The organism is Paucibacter sp. TC2R-5 (genome assembly GCF_025717605.1).
GTDB lineage: Bacteria > Pseudomonadota > Gammaproteobacteria > Burkholderiales > Burkholderiaceae_C > Paucibacter_A > Paucibacter_A albus.
In genome coordinates this window covers 1-21,204 of sequence record NZ_JAJIRQ010000009.1, presented here as the reverse complement: position 1 = coordinate 21,204, position 21,204 = coordinate 1, and the positions used below count along the sequence as shown (strand labels likewise).

Genomic DNA, 21,204 nt, shown 5'->3' with positions numbered 1-21,204 from the left:
TCAAGCCAAACCCGCTGCCGCTCAGCTCGAGCGCTCAAGCAATGCCCGCAGGCGCTTGAGCATCGGTGTGACCATGGGAACCGTCAGCATGGTGCTCGCCACCGCCATCAACAAGAGCGCGGTGAAGGTCTCGTTGGTGATGATCTTCTTGTCCAGCAAGATGTTGGCGAAAATGATCATGATCAAAGCCTTGGTCTGCAAAAGCCAGCCGATCAAGGAGGCCTCGCCCTTCTCCCATTTCAAGACCCGCCCGGCCATGTGGACGCCGATCAGCTTGCCGGCCACCGAAGCCAGCAGCAACCAAGCCGCCGCCACAAAGACCGCCGCGCCGCCCACGCCCCATTGCGTGCGCAGTCCGGTGCTCAAGAAAAACACCGGCATGATGACCAGCAAGACGTTGTGTCGCAGGCCGTCGAGTTGCTTTTGATCGAACCAGTCGGCATCGATGATGGCGCCGGCCAAAAACGCACCGACCATGAAATGCAGGCCCGACCAGTCGGCGCCGAAAGCGCAGGCCGCCAGCCAGACCAGCCCGACAAACCAACGGTCGCTCTGTGGCAGGCGCTGCATCAACCAACGGAACATGAAGCCGACGACGACAAAGGCGGCGATAAAGCCGGCTTGTCGTCCGACTCGGCCCCAGTCCATCAGAATCAACGCCAAGACGCCCCAGATCGCTACATCATCAACGCTGGCATAGCGCAGCACGCGCTGCCCCAAGGGCCGGCGCAGAATATCCAGCTTCTCCATCAGCAAAATCAAAATCGGCAGGGCGGTGACCGCACAAGACATGCCCACGCCCAAGACGAATTGCCAAGTGAGGGCCTTCTCACCCATCCAGCCGGGGCTGGCCAACATGGCGATCGCCGCGACGCAACCAAAGGCCAGCGGTAGGCCCAGCGCCAGCCCGGCGGTGATGCCGCTTTCACGCCTGTGCTGCCAAGCGGCCTTCAGGTCCAACTCGATACCTGCAATCCAGACAAACAGCATCACCGCCCACCAGGCAATGCCGTTGAGGGACTGAATCACCGCCGGATTGAAGACAAATTCGTAATAGTTCGGGAATGCCGCACCGAGCACGCCGGGGCCTAGCAAGATGCCGGTGATGATTTGCACCACCACCAAGGGGGCGAAATGATCGGTACGAAAAAGGCGCCAGATCAGGTAAGGGACGCTGAGAATGATCAGCATCGCAATCAAGAAAATTTCGGTCGTGTTCATAGGTGGGCTGCAAGGAGGCCCGCGATCGTAAGGCCTGCGGAAGTCAGCCCTTCTGGGTGTTTGCCCGCCAAAGCGAAATTCGAATTCCGCTGTAACTCAAGGCCCCGGTGGCGTGCATGGCTTGCCAAGCGAATGGGTCGATGTTGGAATTAACCGACACCACGCCGATCGCCGCATTGCTATGGTTTGGCCCGCCAAGCTCATCCCCAAGAAAAGCGTCAAGCAAGCCACAAGAAAGCATCACGCATGAAACGAATTTGGGACATCTCTCCGCCGGTCTCGGCGCAGTCGCCGATCTTTCCGGGCGACGAGCCCTTCAGCCTCAAATGGACAGCGCGCCTGTCGGCTGACTGCCCTGTCAACCTCAGTGCCATCACCATGTCGCCGCATGTCGGCGCGCATGCCGATGCACCGCTGCATTACGCCGATGGCGCAGCCAGCAGTGCCGAGGTTGACCTCGACGCCTACCTGGGCCGCTGCCGCGTCATCCATGCGATTAACTGCGGTCCCCTGATTCAGGTGGAACATCTGAGGCATGCAGCCTCCCAGATGCCGGCTCGCGTGCTGGTGCGTTGCTGCCAGAAGGCAGCCATGCACTGGGACCCCGACTTCAGCGCTTTTGCCCCCGAAACCGTCGAATGGCTGGCCGGCCTGGGCGCCAAGCTCATCGGTCTAGACACACCCTCGGTCGACCCCGCCAGCAGCAAGACTTTGAGCAGTCACCAGCAACTGCTGCGCCTGGACATGCGCGTGCTGGAGAACTTGGTCTTAGACGAGGTGGCCGAGGGCGACTACGAGTTGATCGCCCTACCGCTCAAACTCACCGGGGCCTGCGCCTCGCCCGTTCGCGCCATCCTGCGCGAACTCTAAATTTCTGCGCCATCCTGCGCGAACTCTGATCCATTGGAGAAACCGATATGACGACAAGACAAGACTGCGACGTGCTGGATCAAGAAGACCCGCTGCGTGAGCTGAAGCACCAGTTCGACCTGCCTGCTGGAACCATTTACCTGGACGGTAACTCGCTGGGTGTGCTGCCACGTGAAACCCTGGGCCGGGTGCAGCAGGTCATTCAAAAGGAATGGGGTCAGGACTTGATCAAGAGCTGGAACACGGCCGGCTGGATCGATTTGCCGGGCCGTATCGGCGACAAGATTGCACGCTTGGTTGGCGCAGCACCGGGCGAGCTGATCGTGGCGGACTCGACCTCGCTCAATCTTTACAAGGCCTTGTCGGCTGCGCTGCGCATTTCGTTGGAGCAAGCGCCTGAGCGAAAAGTCATCGTCTCCGAGCGCAGCAACTTCCCGACCGATCTCTATATTGCCGAGAGCTTGGCACAACAGTTGGGCCTACGCCTGCATTTGGTCGACAACGTGGCTGACATTGCCGCCACGCTGAATGCCGAGTTGGCCGTGCTGATGCTGACCGAGGTCAATTACCGCACCGGCTACAAACACGATATGAAGGCCCTCACCGCCGCCGCTCACGCTGCGGGGGCGCTGGTGATCTGGGATCTGGCCCATTCGGCAGGCGCTGTGCCGGTCGACTTGAATGGTGCCAAGGCCGACTTCGCAGTGGGCTGCGGCTATAAATACCTGAACGGCGGCCCCGGCGCGCCGGCCTTTGTTTGGGTCCATGCCAAACACGCGCAGCGCTGCTGGCAGCCGCTGTCGGGCTGGTTGGGCCACGCCGCACCATTTCAATTCACACCTGACTACCAAGCTGCGGCCGGCATCAAGCGCTTTATCTGCGGCACGCCAGCGCTGCTGTCGCTGGCAGCCTTGGAGTGCGGCGTTGACACGGTGCTGGCCGCCGAGAGTTTGGGCGGCATGCAAGCTTTGCGTAAAAAGTCGATTGCGCTGACCGAACTTTTCATCGAACTGGCAGAGTCGCGCTGCGCCGCTTTGGGCATACGTTTGGCCTCACCGCGCGACGAAAACCAGCGCGGCAGCCAAGTCTGCTTGAGCCTGGACGCGCCTTTGCATGAAGCGGGCTACGCGGTGATGCAGGCCTTGATCGCGCGCGGCGTGATCGGCGACTTCCGCGCCGGCGATCCGGCGCGCCTAGACGAGGTACCGCACATCCTGCGCTTTGGCTTCACGCCGCTGTACATCGGCTTTGCCGATGTCTACGACGCGGTTGAACATCTGGTGCAGGTGCTGAAAAACGAAGAATGGAAGCGCCCCGAATTCAATACACAAGGAGCAGTGACATGAGCTGCCCACACCAAAGCGAAAGAATTGTGGAAGAGGAAAAAGCGCAGCTCGACTTCTCCAAGGACATGAGCTACGGCGACTATCTGAAACTTGATCAGATCCTCAGCGCACAGCAGCCACTTTCGCCCGAACACAATGAGCTACTCTTCATCATTCAGCACCAGACTTCAGAGCTGTGGATGAAGCTGATGCTGCACGAGATGCAGGCGGCGGTGGCCTGCGTGGCGAATGATCAACTGCCGGCGGCCTTCAAGATGCTGGCCCGGGTGTCGCGCATCATGGAACAGTTGGTACATGCCTGGGATGTGCTGGCCACGATGACACCGCCCGAATACACCGCGATTCGCCCCTACTTGTCGAACAGCAGCGGCTTCCAAAGCGCCCAGTACCGCCGCATCGAATTCATGCTCGGCAACAAGAATGCGGCCATGCTCAAGCCCCATGCACATCGGCCCGATTTGCTGGCCGAGGTGGATGCCGCTTGGCGCGCGCCCTCTTTGTATGACGAGGTACTGCGGCTGTTGGCCAGGCGCGGCATCAGCGTACCGGCAAGCGCGCTGGAGCGTGACTGGACGCAGCCGCGCGGATTGGACGAGGGCGTCAAAGCCGCATGGCTGACCGTCTACCGCGAGCCTGAAAAGCACTGGGACCTCTACCAGATGGGCGAAGAGTTGGTTGATCTGGAAGACGCCTTCCGGCTCTGGCGCTTCCGTCATGTCACCACCGTGGAGCGAGTGATCGGCTTCAAGCGCGGCACTGGCGGCACCTCGGGCGTGGGCTATTTGCGCAAGATGCTGGATGTGGTCTTGTTCCCCGAACTGTGGGCGCTGCGCACCGAGCTTTAAGTTTGGGCTGTGCTTGATTCTCAAGCACAGCCCTTTGCTATAAAGTCGGCCGAGGCCTCGTGGCAAGCTTGCCCCGGGCCTGCGAGGGTCAAGTCTTGCCGGCAGGTGCCGAAGCTATGGGCTTGAAGGGCATTTTTGCGAACCTGAGCTAGACCCCCCAGTCATGACGACCCCCAGCGCAAGTCCTGCCACTCAAAAACCGCTGACTTCGCCGGCGGCGGCAGCCGCGCCCGCCCTGCCCGCTTGGTTGAAGCGTCACCTGGCGATTCGTGGCGCTGCCGTGCTGAGCTTGGCCTTGCTGCTCTTGGCAGCCGGCTTTATTGCCTTCGAGCACCGACAGCAAGCGCAACTTGGCCGCGAGCAAAGCGATCTGTATTCGCAAACCCTCGAAAGCCAAGTCAGCCAGACACTGGGCAGCATCGACCTGACCTTGTTGGGGTTGATGCAATCCAAGGCCGGTCAGGCGGAGAACGCTCCACTGTCATCCTTGAACGCCTTGCTGGCCCTGTCATTGGCCAAAATGCCTGCGGTCAGGAGTTTCTCCTTGCTCGACGCGCAAGGTTTGGTGCTGGCAAGCAGCTCGCCCAACAATATCGGTCGTCAGATTTCACTGCGTCAATTGCAGCTGACAAGCCAGGCCCAGCCGGCGGGCTTGGGTCGCCCATGGCCGGGGCGGGATTTGTTTGACTTGAAGAACTTGGCCCAAGGCGATGCGAATCAAGCCGAAGCGCCCCCCCCCACTCAACCGCCCAAAGGTGGGGCCCGAGTCTCGCTACCGCTGAGCCTGGCGCAACAAACTGCACATGGCGTGCGCTACTGGGTGGCAGTGCTGAAGTCCGAGCATTTCGACAACATATTGGATCAACTCGTCCAGGATCGCGGGCAAGCTGCGGCTCTGCTTAGCTTAGAGGGTGAGCTGATCGCCGCCAGCCGGGACCTCAAGCGAGCGGCCACAAGCTCGGGCGCTCAGCACATCGTGTTCAAGGAGCTATTGCCCAATCACGAGCAGGGGCGCTTCAGCTCAATTTCGAGCGCGGCAGGCGCCAGCAACAGTTTGTCGGGGCTGGACAGCTCGGGCAGCTTTCAGCGCGTGAACGGCCACCCCTTGGTGGTGATTCTGGAACTGCCCAAGGCCGTGGTCTGGGATCGCTCGGCCGGCTATGCGCAAGCGGTCGGGCTGCTTACTTTGACGGGCTTGATGCTGATGGCGGGCTTGGGTCTGATTGCCTGGCGAGCACTCAGCGCTTACGAGCACGCAAAACGGGAACTGGTGGCCGCCCATATGAGCCTGGCGAGTAAAGAACGCGAGCAAAGCCTGCTGATTCAAAACGTGCAGGAGCTGATGTTCCATACCGATAGCAACGGCCTGTTGCAGTTCATCAACCACGTCGACTTCTTGGGCAACAAAAGCGTGCAGTCCTGCCTGGGCCAGCCCTTTGAAGCTTTGATCGACATGCGCGACCGGGTCAAGGCGCGCGGGCTGTTCCGAAGAAACACCGGGTTCATGAACTTGCCGGTGATCCTTCGCCTGGACGCAGCCGACGGCCGGCAGCGTGTGCTGGAGGTGGTGGTAACCCCCATCAAACCGAACGAAGGCCTGATCACCAACGACACGGTCGACGCTGCGCCGAAGGGTTTAAGGGGTGAGCTGTCAAGTGAGGTCTCGGGATTCGTCGGCTTTGCCCTCGACGTCACCGAGCGCGAGGATGCGCGCCAGCGCCTGCAAGCGCAACTGGACTTCACCGCTCGCCTGATCGATGTCTGCCCGATCCCGCTCTTCGCCAAGGACCGCGGGCTGCGCTTTGTGATGGTCAATCAGGCCTGGAGCGATATGACAGGCATCGACAAGAACCTGGCGCTGGGCCGCAAGCTCAGCGAGCTGCGGCCGGCGAGCTTGGCCAAACCGATTGAACTGCAGGACCAAAGCCTGGTCGCACAAGGCGGCAGCGAGCATGTGGAGATTCGCGAACGAGAACGTGACTACCTGACGCACCGGGCCGTGTTCACCGACGCGAATGGAGCGATCGCCGGCTTGCTGGGCAGCGCGATCGACATTAGCCGTTTCGTCGAGGCCGAGCGCCAAATCGGCGAGGCCCGCGACGCGGCCGAGCGGGCCAACAATATCAAGACCGAATTCGTCGCCAATATGAGCCATGAGCTGCGCACGCCCTTGCAAAGCATCATCGGATTTTCGGAGTTAGGCGTCAGCCGCAGCGGCCAGAACGCCCGCCTGCAAGACATGTTTGCGCGTATCCACAGCTCGGGCCAGCGCATGCTGGAGCTGGTCAACAACCTGCTCGATCTGTCGCGCCTCGAAAGCACCGTCGGCCATCTGGTCTTGACCGAGCAAGACCTGGCCCCGCTGATACAGGCCGTGGTGGATGAGCTTGCCGGCCCGGCCGACAATCGCTCGATCAAACTCAAGCTGCAGCTGCCGTCCCAGCCCTTGCTGGCAGCGGTCGATGCCGGGCGGCTTCAGCAAGCGCTACGTAATGTGTTGGATAACGCGCTGCGCCTAGCACCCGCCACCAGCCAGATCACCATCGCAGCGGTACACGATGGTCCGCAGCTCTGCATCAGCGTGCATGACCTGGGGCCCGGCATTCCAGCAGGCGAGTTGGAGAGCATTTTTTCGCCCTTCGCCCAAAGCTCGCTCACTAAAGAAGGCGAAGGCGGGACCGGCCTTGGCCTGGCGGTGTGCCGCAAGATCATGGTGGCACATGGCGGCGGCGTATCTGCCCATAACCATCCCCAGGGCGGCGCAATTTTCGAGCTGCGTTTGCCGATCGGCTGACCTATCGCGGCCGCCTACAATCCGCGCCAGCCTTCTTACCACCCCAACATCAGCTCGGTTCGCGCAGCGCCTATCCGGCACTGCGTCCCCCGACGGAGACAAGCCATGGATACCCGCACTTCTGAAATCAGCTTGCGCATCGAACAGTTGCGCGACGCGATGAAAACCTCGGGCGTTCATGCCTGTTTGGTGCCGTCCAGCGACCCGCATTTGTCTGAATACCTGCCCGAGCGCTGGCAAGGGCGGCAGTGGCTGTCCGGCTTCACCGGCTCGGTAGGTACCCTGGTCGTGACCTTGGAGCGTGCAGCGGTGTTCGCAGACAGCCGCTACTGGACGCAGGCCGCCAGCGAGTTGGCCCACACCGGCATCGCGCTGGAAAAGGTTCCGACCGGCGCCTCCACGCATTACATCGACTGGATTGCCGAGCAGTTGCAGCCGGGCCAAAGCCTGGCCGTCGATGGCCAAATTCTGGGCCTGGCATTGGCGCAAATGCTGCGCAGCGCCATGCAGCGGGCCGGCATTCAAGTTCGCACCGATCTGGACTTGATCGCGCGCATCTGGCCGACCCGGCCGGGCCTGCCGACAGCCAAGATTTACGAGCATCTGCCGCCGCAAGCGGTGGTGTCGCGGGCCGAAAAACTGGCCGATGTACGTGCCGCGATGAAGCGCCTGGGGGCCAGCCACCACTTCATCTCCAGCGTCGACGACAGCGCTTGGCTGCTCAATTTGCGCGGCGCCGACGTGGACTACAACCCGGTCTTCATGGCGCACTGCCTGCTCAGCGCCGATGCCATCACCTTGTTTGTCGAAGCCGGCAAGATCGACGCCGCCCTGGAAGCTCGCCTTGCGCTGGACGGCGTGCGCCTGGCGCCCTATGGCGCCGCCGCGGCCGCCTTGGCCGCCCTGCCCGCCGGTGCGCGCGTGTTGATGGACCCGCGCCGCGTGACGCTGGGCTTGCGCGAGGCCGTGCCGGCGCAGGCCAGCGTGCTGGAAGCCATCAACCCCAGCACCTTGGCCAAGAGCCGCAAGACCGCCGCCGAGGCGCAGTTTGTGCGCGAAGCGATGGTGCAAGACGGCGCCGCCATGTGCGAGTTCTATGCTTGGTTTGAGCAAGCCTTGGGCCGCGAGCGTTTAACCGAGTTGAGTATCGACGAGCACTTGAGCGCGGCGCGTGCCAAACGGCCGGGCTTTGTAGGTCTGAGCTTCCCCACCATCGCCGGCTTCAACGCCAACGGCGCGATGCCGCACTACCGCGCCACGCCCGCCTCTCACGCGGTGATTGAGGGCAACGGCCTGCTGCTGATCGACTCCGGCGCGCAATACCTTGGCGGCACGACCGACATCACCCGCGTCTGGCCGATTGGCGAAGTGACGGCCGAACAAAAGCGCGACTACACGCTGGTGCTGAAAGGTACGCTGGCCCTGTCAAGTGCATGCTTCCCGCGCGGCACGCTCGGCCCCATGCTGGACGCCCTGGCACGCGCGCCAATGTGGGCCCATGGCCTGGACTATGGCCATGGCACCGGCCATGGTGTGGGTTACTTCATGAATGTGCATGAGGGCCCGCAAAACATCTCCAAGGGGGTACCTGACGCCAATATGGCGATGGAGCAAGGCATGATCACCTCGATCGAGCCAGGCGTCTATCGACCCGGCAAATGGGGTGTGCGAATCGAGAACTTGGTGCTCAATGTGCCACAGTCAACGCCCGAGAACGGCCAGTTTGGCGAAATGCTGGCCTTCGAGACCTTGACGCTATGCCCGATCGACACCCGTTGCATCGACCGCGATCTCTTGGGCGCCGACAACATTGCCTGGCTCAATCGCTATCACGCCGTGGTGCGGGAGCGGCTGGCACCTTTGTTGAGCGGGCCGGCGCTGGCTTGGCTGATGCTGCGCACCGAAAACATTTGACGATTGGCAAACACCAATGAAAAGCGCAGTTTTTCCTGCGCTTTTTTTGTGCCTGATCCCCTGGTGAAATCAGCCTGCAATGCCTAGAGTTAAGTAGAGGGAATCAATATTCTCTCTATCAAGGAGTCCATCATGGTCAGCCACAAGATTCACACCTTTTCCGAATCCGGACTGCACACCGCCTTGCTGGCGGCGCTGATCTTGCTCTTTGTCGTCAGCGTGGTCGATGCCATGTTCTTCACACCGGAGGGCAGTACACCGGTGCTCTGGCGCCTCGACCCCGTGGTGATCACAGGGCAGTCTCAGCCTAGCCGCTGAAGCCCATCTGGGCGCGCAATCTGAACGCTCACATCTGCCGGAACAAATGCAGGTAGCTGCGGCTGACGGGCAGCACCTCGGTGCGGCCCTTCAGATGCACATCAGCCGTTTCATTCAATCCGCGCGTGATATGGCTGATCGCATGCAGGTTCACCACCACCGAGCGATGCACTTGCGCAAAGCTGTCCGGATCGAGCTGATCCATCAACTCGCGGATCGGCGTGCGTATCAAGGCCTCGCCCTCGCTCCAGGCGACCAAGGTGTATTTCTCATCCGAGCGCAGGTAGACGATGTCATCAACCGGAATCAGCTTGAGCGTCGACCCGACCGATGCGCGAATCCATTGCAAATATTTGGGCGCCGGCTCGGCTGCGCCCGGGGCGTTTGACGCATTTACAGCCGCAGCAGCAGGCTGACCCAGCCGCTCCAGCAACTGGGCAATCACGGCCTCCAGCACTTGCGTCGACTGTGACGCGCCGGACTGAGGCGCGGCCCGCCGCGCTTTCAGCCGCGCTACGGTGTCATCCAGCCTGGCTTCATCGATGGGCTTAACCAGATAGTCCAAAGCACCCTGCTCAAAGGCCTGCACCGCATATTCCTCATAGGCGGTCACGAACACAATCTGCGCCCGTCGGGCCAGCTGACGCGCCGCCTCGATACCGTTCAGGCCGGGCATGTGCACGTCTAAAAAGACAATCTCGGGTTGCAGGCTTTCGAACAGCTCCAGTGCTTCACGGCCATTTCGAGCCAAGCCCACGATCTGCAACTCCGGCCATGCCACGGACAGGCTGCGTGCCAGGCTCTCGCGCAGCAAAGGCTCGTCATCGGCGATCAGCGCGGTCGGGCGAATTGTGTCCGGAGAGGTGCTCGAAATCATTGGGTAAACAGAAGTTCGGCCCGCAGGCCATGGGGTGAATTCTCGGTCAGATCCAGGCGCGCGCTGCTGCCGTAAAACATCTTCAGACGCTCCCGCAGATTGCGCAGGCCGGTGCCGCTGCCGGTGCTTTGTTGCAGGCCCACGCCGCTATCGCGAACCCAAACCCGCACCGGTGCCTGCGCCGTGGCCGCCTCGGCGCCAATCTCGATCACCCCGCCCTCCTCGCTGGGATCGATACCGTGCCTGATCGCGTTTTCCACCAAGGTCAACAAGGCCATGGGCGGAAAACGCAAGGCCCGCAACTGTTCCGGCACGTCGATATGGAAACTGAGCCGGTCTGGCATACGCAAATGCATCAGCTCCAGATAGGAGCGCACCAGCGTTAACTCATCGCCCAGGGTCGCGGCCTCATTCTGCAGGCGCGGCATTGCTGCCCTCAGATAGGCGATCAGGCTGCGCAAGACCGGCGCCGCTTGGGGCGAGCCGGTTTCCACCAATGCGCGCACATTGGCGAGGGTGTTGAAGAGGAAATGCGGTTCGATCTGCGCTTGCAGCAGCCGCAGGCGCGCATCCAAAGCTTGGCGCTCCAACTCGCTGCGCTCCAACTCGAAAGAAAGTGCTTGGCTGCGGGCCTCTGCGTCGCGGTGCCGATAGAGCGCCCCCATTGCCAACAAGGGGCCTACCATCAGCCCCGAGCCGGCAATCCAAATAAAGCCGGAGATACGGTGCGGGTTTTGCAGCAAGGACGAGATGTCGCCTCCGACCAGCACCAAGTAGACCAAGACGGTGGCAAAAGGCACCGTCAAACCCACCACGACCACTTGCAGCAGCCAGCGCGCTAACCAGTTTGGCAAACGTCGGGGCCATTGACCTGCAGCTGAAAATGCCAGCAGGGCCAGCAGGCCAATCACCAAGGTTCGCCCCAGCAACTCAGGCAAGGGTGTGACAAAAATGGGGTTGAGCAGCAGTGCGGCCAGGGCAGAGAGGCCGAGCGAAAGGCCCAGCCGCATCGGCGTCAAGTAGGCAATAAAGCCTTGCCAAGCCTGTGCATGACTGAGCAAGCTGGCGCCTACAGCTTGAGTTTTCCCAAGTGGCGCATGAGTTTCAAGATTCGACATGTGCACAGCGTAAGGGCTGGCAAGCTGCGCACCAAGAGTTTGGCGATCTCAAAGTGATGAATGACGGAATACCGTCCACAGGCCGCGATCCAGGCCCTGAACGGACGGAGTTTCACCACGGCTGCGCCGCTTGGTCGGCGTCTACGACCTGGCCGTCCGGCCAGATCAAACCAGGGCACCGCCCCGGCACATCACCACATCACGCCCCGCATTGATCGCAAACTGCAAGGCTTCTGCCGGCGACGACCAAGTAAATCCGCCGGCCAGATTCTCGTCCCGAAAAGCCTCTTGCCGCGGCAAGCCGGCGCGCATGCGCACCACCACGACGGCGGCCACATAACCATATCCGTTGAGCCGGTCGGTAGCACCCGCGTAAATCCTGTAGTCCCCGGCGTCCACTTCATCGAAATACATGATCAGCTCCAACGCAGCTGTTTGTCTGCGCTCAGAACGCAATGTCTGCGCGATCGGGTCCAAGCGCATGCACCCACATTGGGGGCACCCCAAAGAGGGCCTTGCCAAAGCAGGCGATTCCGGCAGCGCGGGCGCAAGTCCGGCGCGCAAGCAGATCCACCTTGTAGACGACCGGTCTAATTTAAACTACACTGGCGTCATGCGAGCCACCTATGACGCCAACAAACTGCACATCATGGATGCTGCGCGGCCCTTGATCGAAAGCAAAGGTTTTTCGGCCTTGGGCCTCGCTCAAATACTGCAGGCGGCCGATATTCCCAAAGGCTCGTTCTACCATTACTTCGCGTCCAAAGAAGATTTTGGACGCGCTGTGCTGGACCGTTACTTCGACGACTATAGGCTGCGCCTGGACGAGTTGTTCAAGCAGACGGACTTGCCCGCGTCAGAGAGATTGATGCGCTACTTCACGCAGTGGACGCACGCCCAAGCCGGCCCCGGCGGCGGTGATAAATGCTTGGTCGTCAAGCTGGCGGCCGAAGTGGCCGATCTCTCACAGAGCATGCGTGAAAGCCTGCGCTTGGGCACCGATGAAGTGATCAGGCGACTGGCCGAATGCATAGCTGACGGCCAGCAAGATGGCTCGGTCGGGCGGCATATCGAGGCCGGGCAGGCTGCTCAGGCGCTGTATCAAATGTGGCTGGGTGCGAGCCTGCTGAGCAAGCTGCGTCTGGACGACTCGGCATTGCAAGAGGCGCTGGTGGTGACGCGCAAGCAACTCGCGTCTAGAGCCGATTCAGTGCAGTGACGCGCAATGAAGCGCAATGCAGCGCGCTCAAGCGCCGCCTCTCTTGCCCCCCCCTTCACAAGCGCCAAGCCCAATATCAAACACCCCTCGGCTCTCAGAGCCGCACACCCGCAAGGAAACACAATGAAGATTCTGATGGTTTTGACCTCCCACGATCAACTCGGCAGCACCGGCCTGAAAACAGGCTTTTGGTTGGAAGAATTTGCCGCGCCCTACTATGTCTTCAAGGACGCAGGCGCTGCCATCACCGTAGCCTCACCCCTGGGTGGCCAGCCGCCACTGGACCCCAAGAGCGACGACCCGAGCGCGCAAACCGCAGCGACCGAGCGCTTCCGCGCTGACGTGGCAGCCCAAGCCGTACTGGCCAACAGCAGCAAGTTGGCCGGCCTTACAGCGACGGATTTCGACGCAGTTTTCTACCCCGGCGGCCACGGCCCTTTGTGGGACTTGGCCGAGGACAAAGTCTCGATCGCCTTGATCGAAGCTTTTGCCCGCGCCAACAAGCCGGTCGGGGCTGTTTGCCATGCGCCGGGCGTCTTGCGTCACACCCAGAACGCGGACGGCTCGCCGCTGGTGCAAGGCCGACGCGTGACCGGCTTCACCAATAGCGAAGAGGCGGCGGTGCAATTGACCGATATCGTGCCCTTCTTGGTCGAAGATATGCTCAAAGCCCACGGCGGCGACTACAGCAAGGCGGCCGATTGGCAGCCCTATGCAGTGCTTGACGGCAAGTTGGTGACCGGGCAGAACCCGGCCTCTTCCGAATTGGTAGCGCATGAATTGCTGAAGCTGATGGCCTAAATGGCCGGCTTGGCCCGCGCGCAAGTCGCGTAGAATCACTCACCGGGCCCAAATATTGGCGCCCGGTTTTTTTTGGCCGCACCATCCTTCGCTGATGGCATCGCGACCAGCCGACCGGACGTCCAAGTCAAGCGCTCGCAGCCCCAGGTGTGCACTGCGTGAACGCACACCGAAATTTGCGAACCCGGAACCACTCCATCATGGAAATCTTTGACTACGACAACATCCTGCTGCTGCCACGTAAATGCCGTGTAGAAAGCCGCAGCGAATGTGATACCTCGGTTCAGTTCGGCCCGCGCCGCTTCAAATTGCCCGCAGTACCGGCCAATATGAAAACCGTGGTGGACGAAAGCATCACCGAGCATTTGGCCCGTAACGGCTACTTCTATGTGATGCACCGCTTTGATCTCGACACCGTGGCTTACGCCAAGTCAATGCGGGACAAGGGCTTGTTCGTGTCGATCAGTTCGGGCGTGCAGGCCTCTGATTACGCCGTGATTGACCGACTCGCCGCCGAAGGCATTGGGGCCGACTACATCACCATCGATATTGCGCACGGCCACGCCGACAGCGTGCAACGCATGATCGCGCATATCAAGAACAAGCTGCCCGACAGCTTTGTGATTGCCGGCAACGTGGGCACACCCGAAGGTGTGATTGATCTGGAAAACTGGGGGGCCGACGCCACCAAGGTCGGCATCGGCCCGGGCAAGGTTTGCATCACCCGCTTGAAAACAGGCTTTGGCACCGGCGGCTGGCAACTATCAGCACTGAAGTGGTGTGCTCGCGTCGCGACCAAACCCATCGTCGCCGATGGCGGCATACGCCACCACGGCGACATCGCCAAGAGCATGCGCTTTGGTGCGGCAATGGTGATGATCGGCTCACTCTTCGCCGGCCATGAAGAGTCGCCCGGCAACACCGTCGAGGTGGACGGCAAGCTCTTCAAGGAGTATTACGGCTCGGCCAGCGACTTCAACAAGGGCGAATACAAGCATGTCGAGGGCAAACGCATCCTAGAGCCCGTCAAAGGCAAGCTGGCCGACACCTTGCGAGAAATGCAAGAAGACCTGCAAAGCTCGGTGTCGTATTCCGGCGGCAAAACCTTGGTGGACCTGCGCAAGGTGAATTACGTTGTTCTCGGGGGTGAGAACGCGGGGGAACATTTGTTCATGTGATTGACTGGCGCAGCGAGGCAATCACATGAGCGCGCAAGCGCGAAACCCCGCGTTCCGGCGTAGCCAAAACGCCGGCGAGCACCTTTTTATGTAAGAGAGCAATGGTGGCCGGCGTTTCGGCGCAGCCAGAACGCCGGGGAACATTTGTTCATGTAGGACAATCAAGCCACTCCCACTCATTGAATGGGGCGCCTCCTTTGCGGGAGACGCCCCTTGCCTTTTCAGCGCCATCATGACCGAACTCGCCAAATCGTTTGAACCCGCCGCCCTTGAAGCCCATTGGGGTCCCTTGTGGGAAGCCAAGGGCTTGTACAAGCCCACGCTGGACGCCGCCCGCGAGTCGTTTTGCATACAGTTGCCGCCACCCAACGTGACCGGCACCCTGCATATGGGCCACGCCTTCAACCAGACCATCATGGATTCGTTGACTCGCTACCACCGCATGCTGGGCCACAACACCCTGTGGGTGCCCGGCACCGACCATGCCGGCATCGCAACGCAAATCGTCGTCGAGCGTCAACTGGCCGACAAGGGCGAGGAAGGTGCGAAAACCCGCCATGATCTGGGCCGCAAGAACTTCGTTGCTCGCGTCTGGGAGTGGAAAAAAGAGTCCGGCGATACCATCACGCGCCAGATGCGCCGCATGGGTGACAGCGTATCTTGGGAGCACGAATACTTCACGATGGACGCAGGTCTGTCAAAAGTCGTCAGCGAGACCTTTGTTCGCTTGTTCGATGAAGGCCTGATCTACCGCGGCAAGCGGCTGGTCAACTGGGACCCGGTGCTGAAGTCGGCGGTGTCGGATCTGGAAGTGAGCAGCGAAGAGGAAGACGGCTTCCTCTGGCATATCCGCTACCCGCTCGCCGACGGTAGCGGCGATCTGGTCGTCGCCACCACCCGCCCGGAAACCATGCTGGGCGACGTGGCCGTGATGGTGCACCCTGAAGACGAGCGGTATGCAGCCTTGATCGGCAAGCAAGTCGTGCTGCCCCTGTGCGACAGGCAGATCCCCGTCATTGCTGATGATTATGTGGACCGCGCCTTCGGCACCGGCGTGGTCAAGGTCACGCCCGCACATGACACCAACGACTATGCGGTCGGCCAGCGCCACGGCCTACCCTTGATCTGCGTGCTGACGCTGGATGCCAAGATCAATGAGGCCGCACCGCCCGTCTACCAAGGCCTGGACCGCTTCGTTGCGCGCAAAAAGATCGTCGCTGATCTAGAGGCCGCCGGCTTCTTGGTCGAGGTCAAAAAACACAAGCTGATGGTGCCGCGCTGCGAGCGCACCGGCCAGGTGATCGAGCCGATGTTGACCGATCAGTGGTTTGTGGCGATGAACAAACCCGGCGCCGACGGCAAGAGCATCGCCCAGGGCGCGGTTGAGGCCGTGGCCTCGGGCGATGTGAAGTTCTACCCCGAACAATGGGTCAACACCTACAACCATTGGATGGGCAATATCAACGACTGGTGCATTTCGCGCCAGCTCTGGTGGGGCCATCAGATCCCGGCCTGGTACGGCGCGGGCGGCGAGTTGTTCGTGGCGCGCGATGAGGACGAAGCGCGCGCCAAGGCCACGGCCGCCGGCTACACGGGCACCTTGACCCGCGACGAAGATGTGCTGGACACCTGGTATTCCAGCGCGCTGGTGCCCTTCTCGACCCTGGGTTGGCCCGCCAAGACGCTGGAGCAAGACTTGTTCCTGCCTTCCTCCGTCTTGGTAACGGGTTACGACATCATCTTCTTCTGGGTCGCCCGGATGATCATGATGACCAAACATTTCACCAAGTCCGCGGCGCATCCAAACGGTCAAGTGCCGTTCAAGCATGTCTATATCCATGGCCTGGTGCGCGACGCACAGGGCCAGAAAATGAGCAAGTCCGAGGGCAATGTGCTGGACCCAGTCGACCTGATCGATGGCATCGCATTGGCGCCCTTGCTGGACAAGCGCTCACACGGCCTGCGCCGCCCGGAAACGGCACCCAAGGTGCGCAAGGCGACCGAAAAAGAATTCCCCGAAGGCATCCCCGCCTTTGGCGCCGATGCACTGCGCTTCACCTTCGCCTCGCTGGCTTCGCTGGGCCGCAATATCAGCTTTGACACCAAGCGCTGCGAGGGCTATCGCAACTTCTGCAACAAGCTCTGGAACGCGACCCGCTTTGTGCTAATGAACACCGAGGGTCAGGACTGCGGCCTGAAAGAGCACAGCAAGGAGCAGTGCGCGCCGGGCGCCGAGTTCCACGGCTACCTGGCCTTCAGCCAAGCCGACCGCTGGATCAGCAGCGAGTTGCAAAAAGTCGAACAGACGATGGCCCAAGGCTTTGCCGAATACCGGCTGGACTTCGTCGCCAACGCCATTTACTCCTTCGTCTGGGATGAGTACTGCGACTGGTATTTGGAAATCGCCAAGGTACAGATCCAAAACGGCTCAGAGGCACAGCAGCGCGCCACCCGCCGCACGCTGATCCGCGTGCTGGAAACCATTCTGCGTCTGCTGCACCCGATCGCTCCCTTCATCACCGAGGAACTGTGGCAGACGGTGGCGCCTATCGCCGGACGCAAGACCAGCGAGTACCTGGTCAATGCGACTTACCCCATCGCCCAGCCCGAGCGCATCGATGCGGCTGCCTGTGCCTGGGTGGACAACCTCAAGGCCATCGTCAGCACTTGCCGCAGCCTGCGCAGCGAAATGAATCTATCGGCCTCGGCGCGCGTGCCGCTGCTGGTGGGCGGAGACACCGGCTTTGTGGGCGAGGCCGCGCCCTTCCTGAAGACACTGGCCAAGCTCAGCGAGGTGCAGTTCATCGCGGATGAAGCGGCTTTTGCAGCGGCCAGCGCCAACTCGCCGGTGCTGGTGCATGGCGAGGCCCGCTTGGCCTTGCATGTGGAGATCGACGTCGAAGCCGAGACTGCACGCCTGAACAAGGAAATCGCACGCCTGGAAGGCGAGATCGTCAAGATCACGGCCAAGCTCGGCACCGAGAGCTTTGTGGCACGCGCGCCTGCCGCGGTGGTCGAACAGGAACGTCAGCGCCTGACCGACTTTAGCGCCAACGTCGTTCGGCTAAAGGATCAGCTAAGCCGCCTGGCGCACTGATTCTGAACTCTGGCGCCGGCTCCGGCGGCGCCGCCAGCAACTCGTCGACGCGCCGCGCCACGCCCCAGGCGGCGCGTGCGCGCGACTCGCGTGTCGTGCTGGCCAACCTGGGCGTGACCTGGAACGAAGGCACGCCGTGTAAGGGGCAGCCTGGCTCTTGCAGGCCCGGCTCCATGCTGTCGAACCAGACGGCCAGTATGCGGCCGCTGGTGAGCGCGTCGGCCAAGGCCTGATCATCAAAAATCGCCGAGTGAGCGATGCTGACCAGCACCTGATCGGGCTTGGCAAAGCCCAGCACGCGCTCGCCCATCAGGCCACGGTAGCGCGGGAAGTAACCGAGCTGCACGCACACACCGTCACTTTGCTCCATCAAGTCGCGCAAGGGCAGTGGCGCAATCCCCCACTGCGCCCATAGAGGGTCACTTTGGTGCAGGCTAGGGTCATAACCGATGACACGCGTGCCAAAGGCCGGCAGCAGCTGCGCCAAGATGCGTGAGGCCGGCGTCATGCCGATCAAGCCAATCGTCGCGCAGCCCAACTCGCGGCCCACCATCATGCCGTCGCTGGCCAAGACCGGCACGCGTCGCAGCAAAGCCAACAAGGCGCCGATCGCGAACTCGGCCTCGGCACTGGCAGTGGCCGTCAAGCTGCGGATCACTTCCACACGCGCGGCACGGCAAGCCTCCAAATCAATATTCTCGCCGCCCGCACTCATGCGCCCGACCACCCGCAGACGCGGCGCCGCACGCAAAAGTGCGGCATCAACGGCCACGCTGGGCGGCACGATCAAGGCTCGGGTTTGATGCAAGGCCTCCAAAAGCTGCGCAGTCTCGCCCACCAATTCCGGCGCAAAGCGTACGCTATTGCGCTCCGACAGCCATTGCATGACTTCGGATTCAAGCGGTTCCAGGATCAGCAGGCTCATGTCATTTTTCGATGTTGTAATCTCGGCTTTAGCGCAAATGCTCCAGATAATTCCACATGCAACAATGCGCCCAGCCAATAGGAGAGTGTACGGTTATGGCAGTCAATGCAATCACGAAGGCAATCTTCCCCGTTGCCGGTTTAGGTACCCGGTTTTTGCCCGCCACCAAGGCGCAGCCCAAAGAGATGCTGCCGGTGGTCGACAAACCCTTGATCCAATATGCGGTCGAAGAAGCCTACGCCGCCGGCATCAGAGAAATGATTTTCGTGACCGGCCGCCACAAGCGCCCTATCGAAGATCACTTTGACATGACTTTCGAATTAGAGATAGCCCTCGAACAGGCGGGTAAGCAAGAATTATTGGAAGTGGTGCGCAGCGTCAAGCCCGACGATATGGAATGCGTCTACGTCCGCCAAGCTCAGGCTTTGGGCCTGGGTCATGCGGTGCTTTGCGCGCAGCGCTTGGTCGGTAACGAGCCTTTTGCCGTGCTGCTGGCCGATGACTTGATGGTGGGCCGACCTCCCGTGCTCAAACAGATGGTTGAGCAGTTCACCGATTGGCGCGCGTCCATCTTGGCGGTGCAAGAAGTTCCTGCCGAGCACACGCGCCGTTACGGCATCGTCGCCGGCACGCACATCAATGACAGGCTGATGGACGTGACGCGCATCGTCGAGAAGCCCGCACCCGAAGATGCGCCTTCCCGTATGGCCGTCGCCGGCCGCTACATCTTGACCCCAGGCGTCTTTCACGAAATTGCCAACCAGCCGCGTGGCGTCGGTGGCGAGATTCAGCTGACCGACGGGATCGCAGGCCTTCTTCGTCGCGAAAAGGTGTTTGCCTATGCCTATGAAGGCAAGCGTTATGACTGCGGCAGCAAGGAAGGTTTTCTGCAGGCCAATGTCGAATTGGCCATGGCGCACCCGCAGTTGGGCGCAGGTTTCAGGGAATTCCTAAAGACCTTGGAGCTCTGAACTTTTCCTGCCCGCTCAGACGCAAAAAAGCCACGCATGCGTGGCTTTTTTTTTATGCAACTTGCCAAGTCGACTTGTGTTTTCAGCCTTGCGCTCAGCGCCGCTTCAGCACATGGATGAATTCATCCGCTTGCGTGCTTTGCTCCACCAACTCATTGCCGGTTTGACGGGCAAATGCTTGAAAGTCACGCGTCGAACCTGGATCGGTCGCGATGACCTTCAAAAGCTGCCCGCTCTCCATTTCAGCCAAGGCTTTTTTGGCCTTCAGAATAGGCAAAGGGCAGTTCAGGCCCCGCGTATCGAGTTCTTTTTGCACGTCCATTTTCTACTGATCCTTGATCTGGCTAAATGAGCTGATGGCTTATCCGCCTGTCTAGCCTATCTTAAATGCCCGCCCGCATTGCACCCGCAGCAATTCAGGCAGGGAAGACGCCTGTTGACAGATAGCGGTCACCTCGGTCGCAAACGATGAATGCAATCGTCGCGTTCTCCACCGTGCGAGCCAACTGCAAAGCCACCCAGCAAGCACCAGCCGCCGAGATGCCAGCAAAGATGCCCTCCTCCCTGGCCATGCGGCGCGCCATTTCCTCGGCGTCGACCTGATTCACCAAAACCAGTTCATCAACGGCCTGCTCGTCATAGATTTTCGGCAGGTAGGCCTGCGGCCATTTGCGAATGCCCGGAATGCGCGAACCCTCGGCCGGCTGCGCACCGATGATGCGTACCACTGGGTTTTTCTCCTTCAGATAATGAGAAACCCCGGTGATGGTGCCCGTCGTACCCATGGCGCTGACGAAGTGGGTGATCTGCCCGCTAGTGTCACGCCATAGCTCCGGGCCGGTTGTCTCATAGTGGACGCGCGGATTGTCAGCGTTAGCGAATTGATCCAGCACCCGCCCCTTGCTATCTTTTTGCATCTGCTCGGCCAGATCTCGGGCGTATTCCATACCGCCGGACCTGGGCGTCAGGATCAATTCGGCACCAAATGCCTTCATGGTTTGAGCCCGCTCGATCGATAAATCCTCGGGCATGATCAACACCATGCGATAGCCGCGCACTGCCGCCGCCATCGCCAAGGCAATGCCGGTGTTGCCCGAGGTTGCCTCGATCAAGGTATCGCCCGGCTTGATCTCGCCGCGCTCTTCGGCCCGACGAATCATGCTGATGGCAGGCCGGTCCTTCACCGAGCCTGCGGGGTTGTTGCCTTCCAGCTTGGCCAGGATCACATTGCCGCGCGCGGCCAACTCTGGCTCCAATAGGCGCTGCAATCGGATCAAGGGCGTATTGCCGATCACATCCTCAAGACTGGGGTACTGTTTTTTGCTGATTTTCTTGCTCATGAACGGCATTGTGGCAGTCAAACTCAAATAAGTGTTTACAGCTTTGAAATTCTCGTGGCATAATCGTGGGCTTCAGCAGCGACAAACCTGCCAACACCCAGCCCGGGTGGCGGAATCGGTAGACGCAGGGGACTCAAAATCCCCCGCCGCAAGGTGTGCCGGTTCGAGTCCGGCCTCGGGCACCAGCAATGGTGTAGCAGGTAGTAGCAGTTGAAGGAGGAATGCCCCGTAAGCCATTGATTTACGGGGCTTTTTTTCGTCTGCATTTCCTTAATTACTGTTTTGTCCATGACAATATCGTAAATAAGGCAATATTTGATTTAGCGGAAAAGAGACCGCTGCATAACCCGCTCCGCAAACTCGCCCACCT

18 protein-coding genes and 1 tRNA gene are annotated in these 21,204 nt (G+C 60.8%); 12 read left to right on the top strand and 7 right to left on the bottom strand.

Translation table 11 applies throughout. The annotated features are described in order from the left end of the window. Positions 1 to 21: 21 nt before the first annotated feature. On the bottom strand, positions 22 to 1,221 hold the full coding sequence (locus tag LNV08_RS19215; RefSeq protein ID WP_263535361.1) for a cation:proton antiporter: 1,200 nt from the start codon (positions 1,219 to 1,221) through the stop codon (positions 22 to 24). A gap of 246 nt (positions 1,222 to 1,467) precedes the next feature. Between LNV08_RS19215 and kynB the strand changes: the two genes are divergently transcribed. The 6 genes from kynB to LNV08_RS19185 all read left to right on the top strand — a co-directional run bounded on the left by kynB (position 1,468) and on the right by LNV08_RS19185 (position 9,308). Next, the gene (gene kynB / locus LNV08_RS19210) at positions 1,468 to 2,091 is read left to right on the top strand and encodes an arylformamidase (RefSeq protein WP_263535360.1); all 624 of its coding nucleotides are present in this window, start codon (positions 1,468 to 1,470) and stop codon (positions 2,089 to 2,091) included. A 47-nt stretch (positions 2,092 to 2,138) separates the two neighbouring features. After that, positions 2,139 to 3,437, top strand: a complete 1,299-nt coding sequence (gene kynU, locus LNV08_RS19205; RefSeq protein WP_263535359.1) for a kynureninase — start codon at positions 2,139 to 2,141, stop codon at positions 3,435 to 3,437. Next, positions 3,434 to 4,282 carry a tryptophan 2,3-dioxygenase gene (gene kynA / locus LNV08_RS19200; protein WP_263535358.1) on the top strand — a complete coding sequence of 283 codons (849 nt, stop codon included), beginning with the start codon at positions 3,434 to 3,436 and terminating at the stop codon, positions 4,280 to 4,282. Before kynU ends, kynA begins: the two co-directional genes overlap by 4 nt. A gap of 163 nt (positions 4,283 to 4,445) precedes the next feature. Next, a complete protein-coding gene (locus LNV08_RS19195; RefSeq protein ID WP_263535357.1) occupies positions 4,446 to 7,076 on the top strand; it encodes an ATP-binding protein in 2,631 nt (876 codons plus the stop codon). A gap of 105 nt (positions 7,077 to 7,181) precedes the next feature. After that, entirely contained in the window at positions 7,182 to 8,990 is a 1,809-nt protein-coding gene (locus tag LNV08_RS19190) for an aminopeptidase P family protein (protein WP_263535356.1), read from the top strand. Between the two features lie 132 nt (positions 8,991 to 9,122). After that, positions 9,123 to 9,308: a hypothetical protein gene (locus tag LNV08_RS19185; protein WP_263535355.1), complete on the top strand. Its 186-nt coding sequence runs from the start codon at positions 9,123 to 9,125 to the stop codon at positions 9,306 to 9,308. A gap of 28 nt (positions 9,309 to 9,336) precedes the next feature. Here the strand turns inward: LNV08_RS19185 and LNV08_RS19180 are convergent, their stop codons facing one another. The 3 genes from LNV08_RS19180 to LNV08_RS19170 all read right to left on the bottom strand — a co-directional run bounded on the left by LNV08_RS19180 (position 9,337) and on the right by LNV08_RS19170 (position 11,717). Further along, a complete protein-coding gene (locus LNV08_RS19180; RefSeq protein ID WP_263535354.1) occupies positions 9,337 to 10,185 on the bottom strand; it encodes a LytR/AlgR family response regulator transcription factor in 849 nt (282 codons plus the stop codon). Beyond that, entirely contained in the window at positions 10,182 to 11,303 is a 1,122-nt protein-coding gene (locus tag LNV08_RS19175; RefSeq protein WP_263535353.1) for a sensor histidine kinase, read from the bottom strand. Before LNV08_RS19175 ends, LNV08_RS19180 begins: the two co-directional genes overlap by 4 nt. Before the next feature lie 165 nt (positions 11,304 to 11,468). After that, on the bottom strand, positions 11,469 to 11,717 hold the full coding sequence (locus LNV08_RS19170) for a hypothetical protein (RefSeq protein ID WP_263535352.1): 249 nt from the start codon (positions 11,715 to 11,717) through the stop codon (positions 11,469 to 11,471). Between the two features lie 199 nt (positions 11,718 to 11,916). Here LNV08_RS19170 and LNV08_RS19165 point away from each other — a divergent pair, with 199 nt between their 5' ends. The 4 genes from LNV08_RS19165 to LNV08_RS19150 all read left to right on the top strand — a co-directional run bounded on the left by LNV08_RS19165 (position 11,917) and on the right by LNV08_RS19150 (position 17,598). Next, entirely contained in the window at positions 11,917 to 12,522 is a 606-nt protein-coding gene (locus LNV08_RS19165; protein ID WP_263535351.1) for a TetR/AcrR family transcriptional regulator, read from the top strand. 123 nt (positions 12,523 to 12,645) lie between these two features. After that, positions 12,646 to 13,323 (top strand): type 1 glutamine amidotransferase domain-containing protein, encoded by a 678-nt coding sequence (locus LNV08_RS19160; RefSeq protein WP_263535350.1) that lies wholly within the window; start codon positions 12,646 to 12,648, stop codon positions 13,321 to 13,323. Positions 13,324 to 13,523: 200 nt separating this feature from the next. Further along, on the top strand, positions 13,524 to 14,501 hold the full coding sequence (locus LNV08_RS19155) for a GMP reductase (protein WP_263535349.1): 978 nt from the start codon (positions 13,524 to 13,526) through the stop codon (positions 14,499 to 14,501). A gap of 232 nt (positions 14,502 to 14,733) precedes the next feature. Continuing rightward, a complete protein-coding gene (locus LNV08_RS19150) occupies positions 14,734 to 17,598 on the top strand; it encodes a valine--tRNA ligase (RefSeq protein WP_263535348.1) in 2,865 nt (954 codons plus the stop codon). Here the strand turns inward: LNV08_RS19150 and LNV08_RS19145 are convergent. Then, entirely contained in the window at positions 17,546 to 18,523 is a 978-nt protein-coding gene (locus LNV08_RS19145; protein ID WP_263535347.1) for an NAD(P)-dependent oxidoreductase, read from the bottom strand. The two genes, LNV08_RS19150 and LNV08_RS19145, sit on opposite strands and share 53 nt — an antisense overlap. A gap of 95 nt (positions 18,524 to 18,618) precedes the next feature. Between LNV08_RS19145 and galU the strand changes: the two genes are divergently transcribed. After that, positions 18,619 to 19,494: a UTP--glucose-1-phosphate uridylyltransferase GalU gene (galU, locus tag LNV08_RS19140; protein WP_263535346.1), complete on the top strand. Its 876-nt coding sequence runs from the start codon at positions 18,619 to 18,621 to the stop codon at positions 19,492 to 19,494. A gap of 94 nt (positions 19,495 to 19,588) precedes the next feature. Here the strand turns inward: galU and LNV08_RS19135 are convergent, their stop codons facing one another. Continuing rightward, a complete protein-coding gene (locus LNV08_RS19135) occupies positions 19,589 to 19,816 on the bottom strand; it encodes a sulfurtransferase TusA family protein (RefSeq protein ID WP_263535345.1) in 228 nt (75 codons plus the stop codon). 94 nt (positions 19,817 to 19,910) lie between these two features. Then, on the bottom strand, positions 19,911 to 20,834 hold the full coding sequence (cysM, locus tag LNV08_RS19130) for a cysteine synthase CysM (RefSeq protein WP_263535344.1): 924 nt from the start codon (positions 20,832 to 20,834) through the stop codon (positions 19,911 to 19,913). Between the two features lie 100 nt (positions 20,835 to 20,934). On the opposite strand from cysM, the gene LNV08_RS19125 reads away from it, so the two are divergent. Next, positions 20,935 to 21,019, top strand: a tRNA-Leu gene (locus LNV08_RS19125). Positions 21,020 to 21,204: the final 185 nt, after the last annotated feature.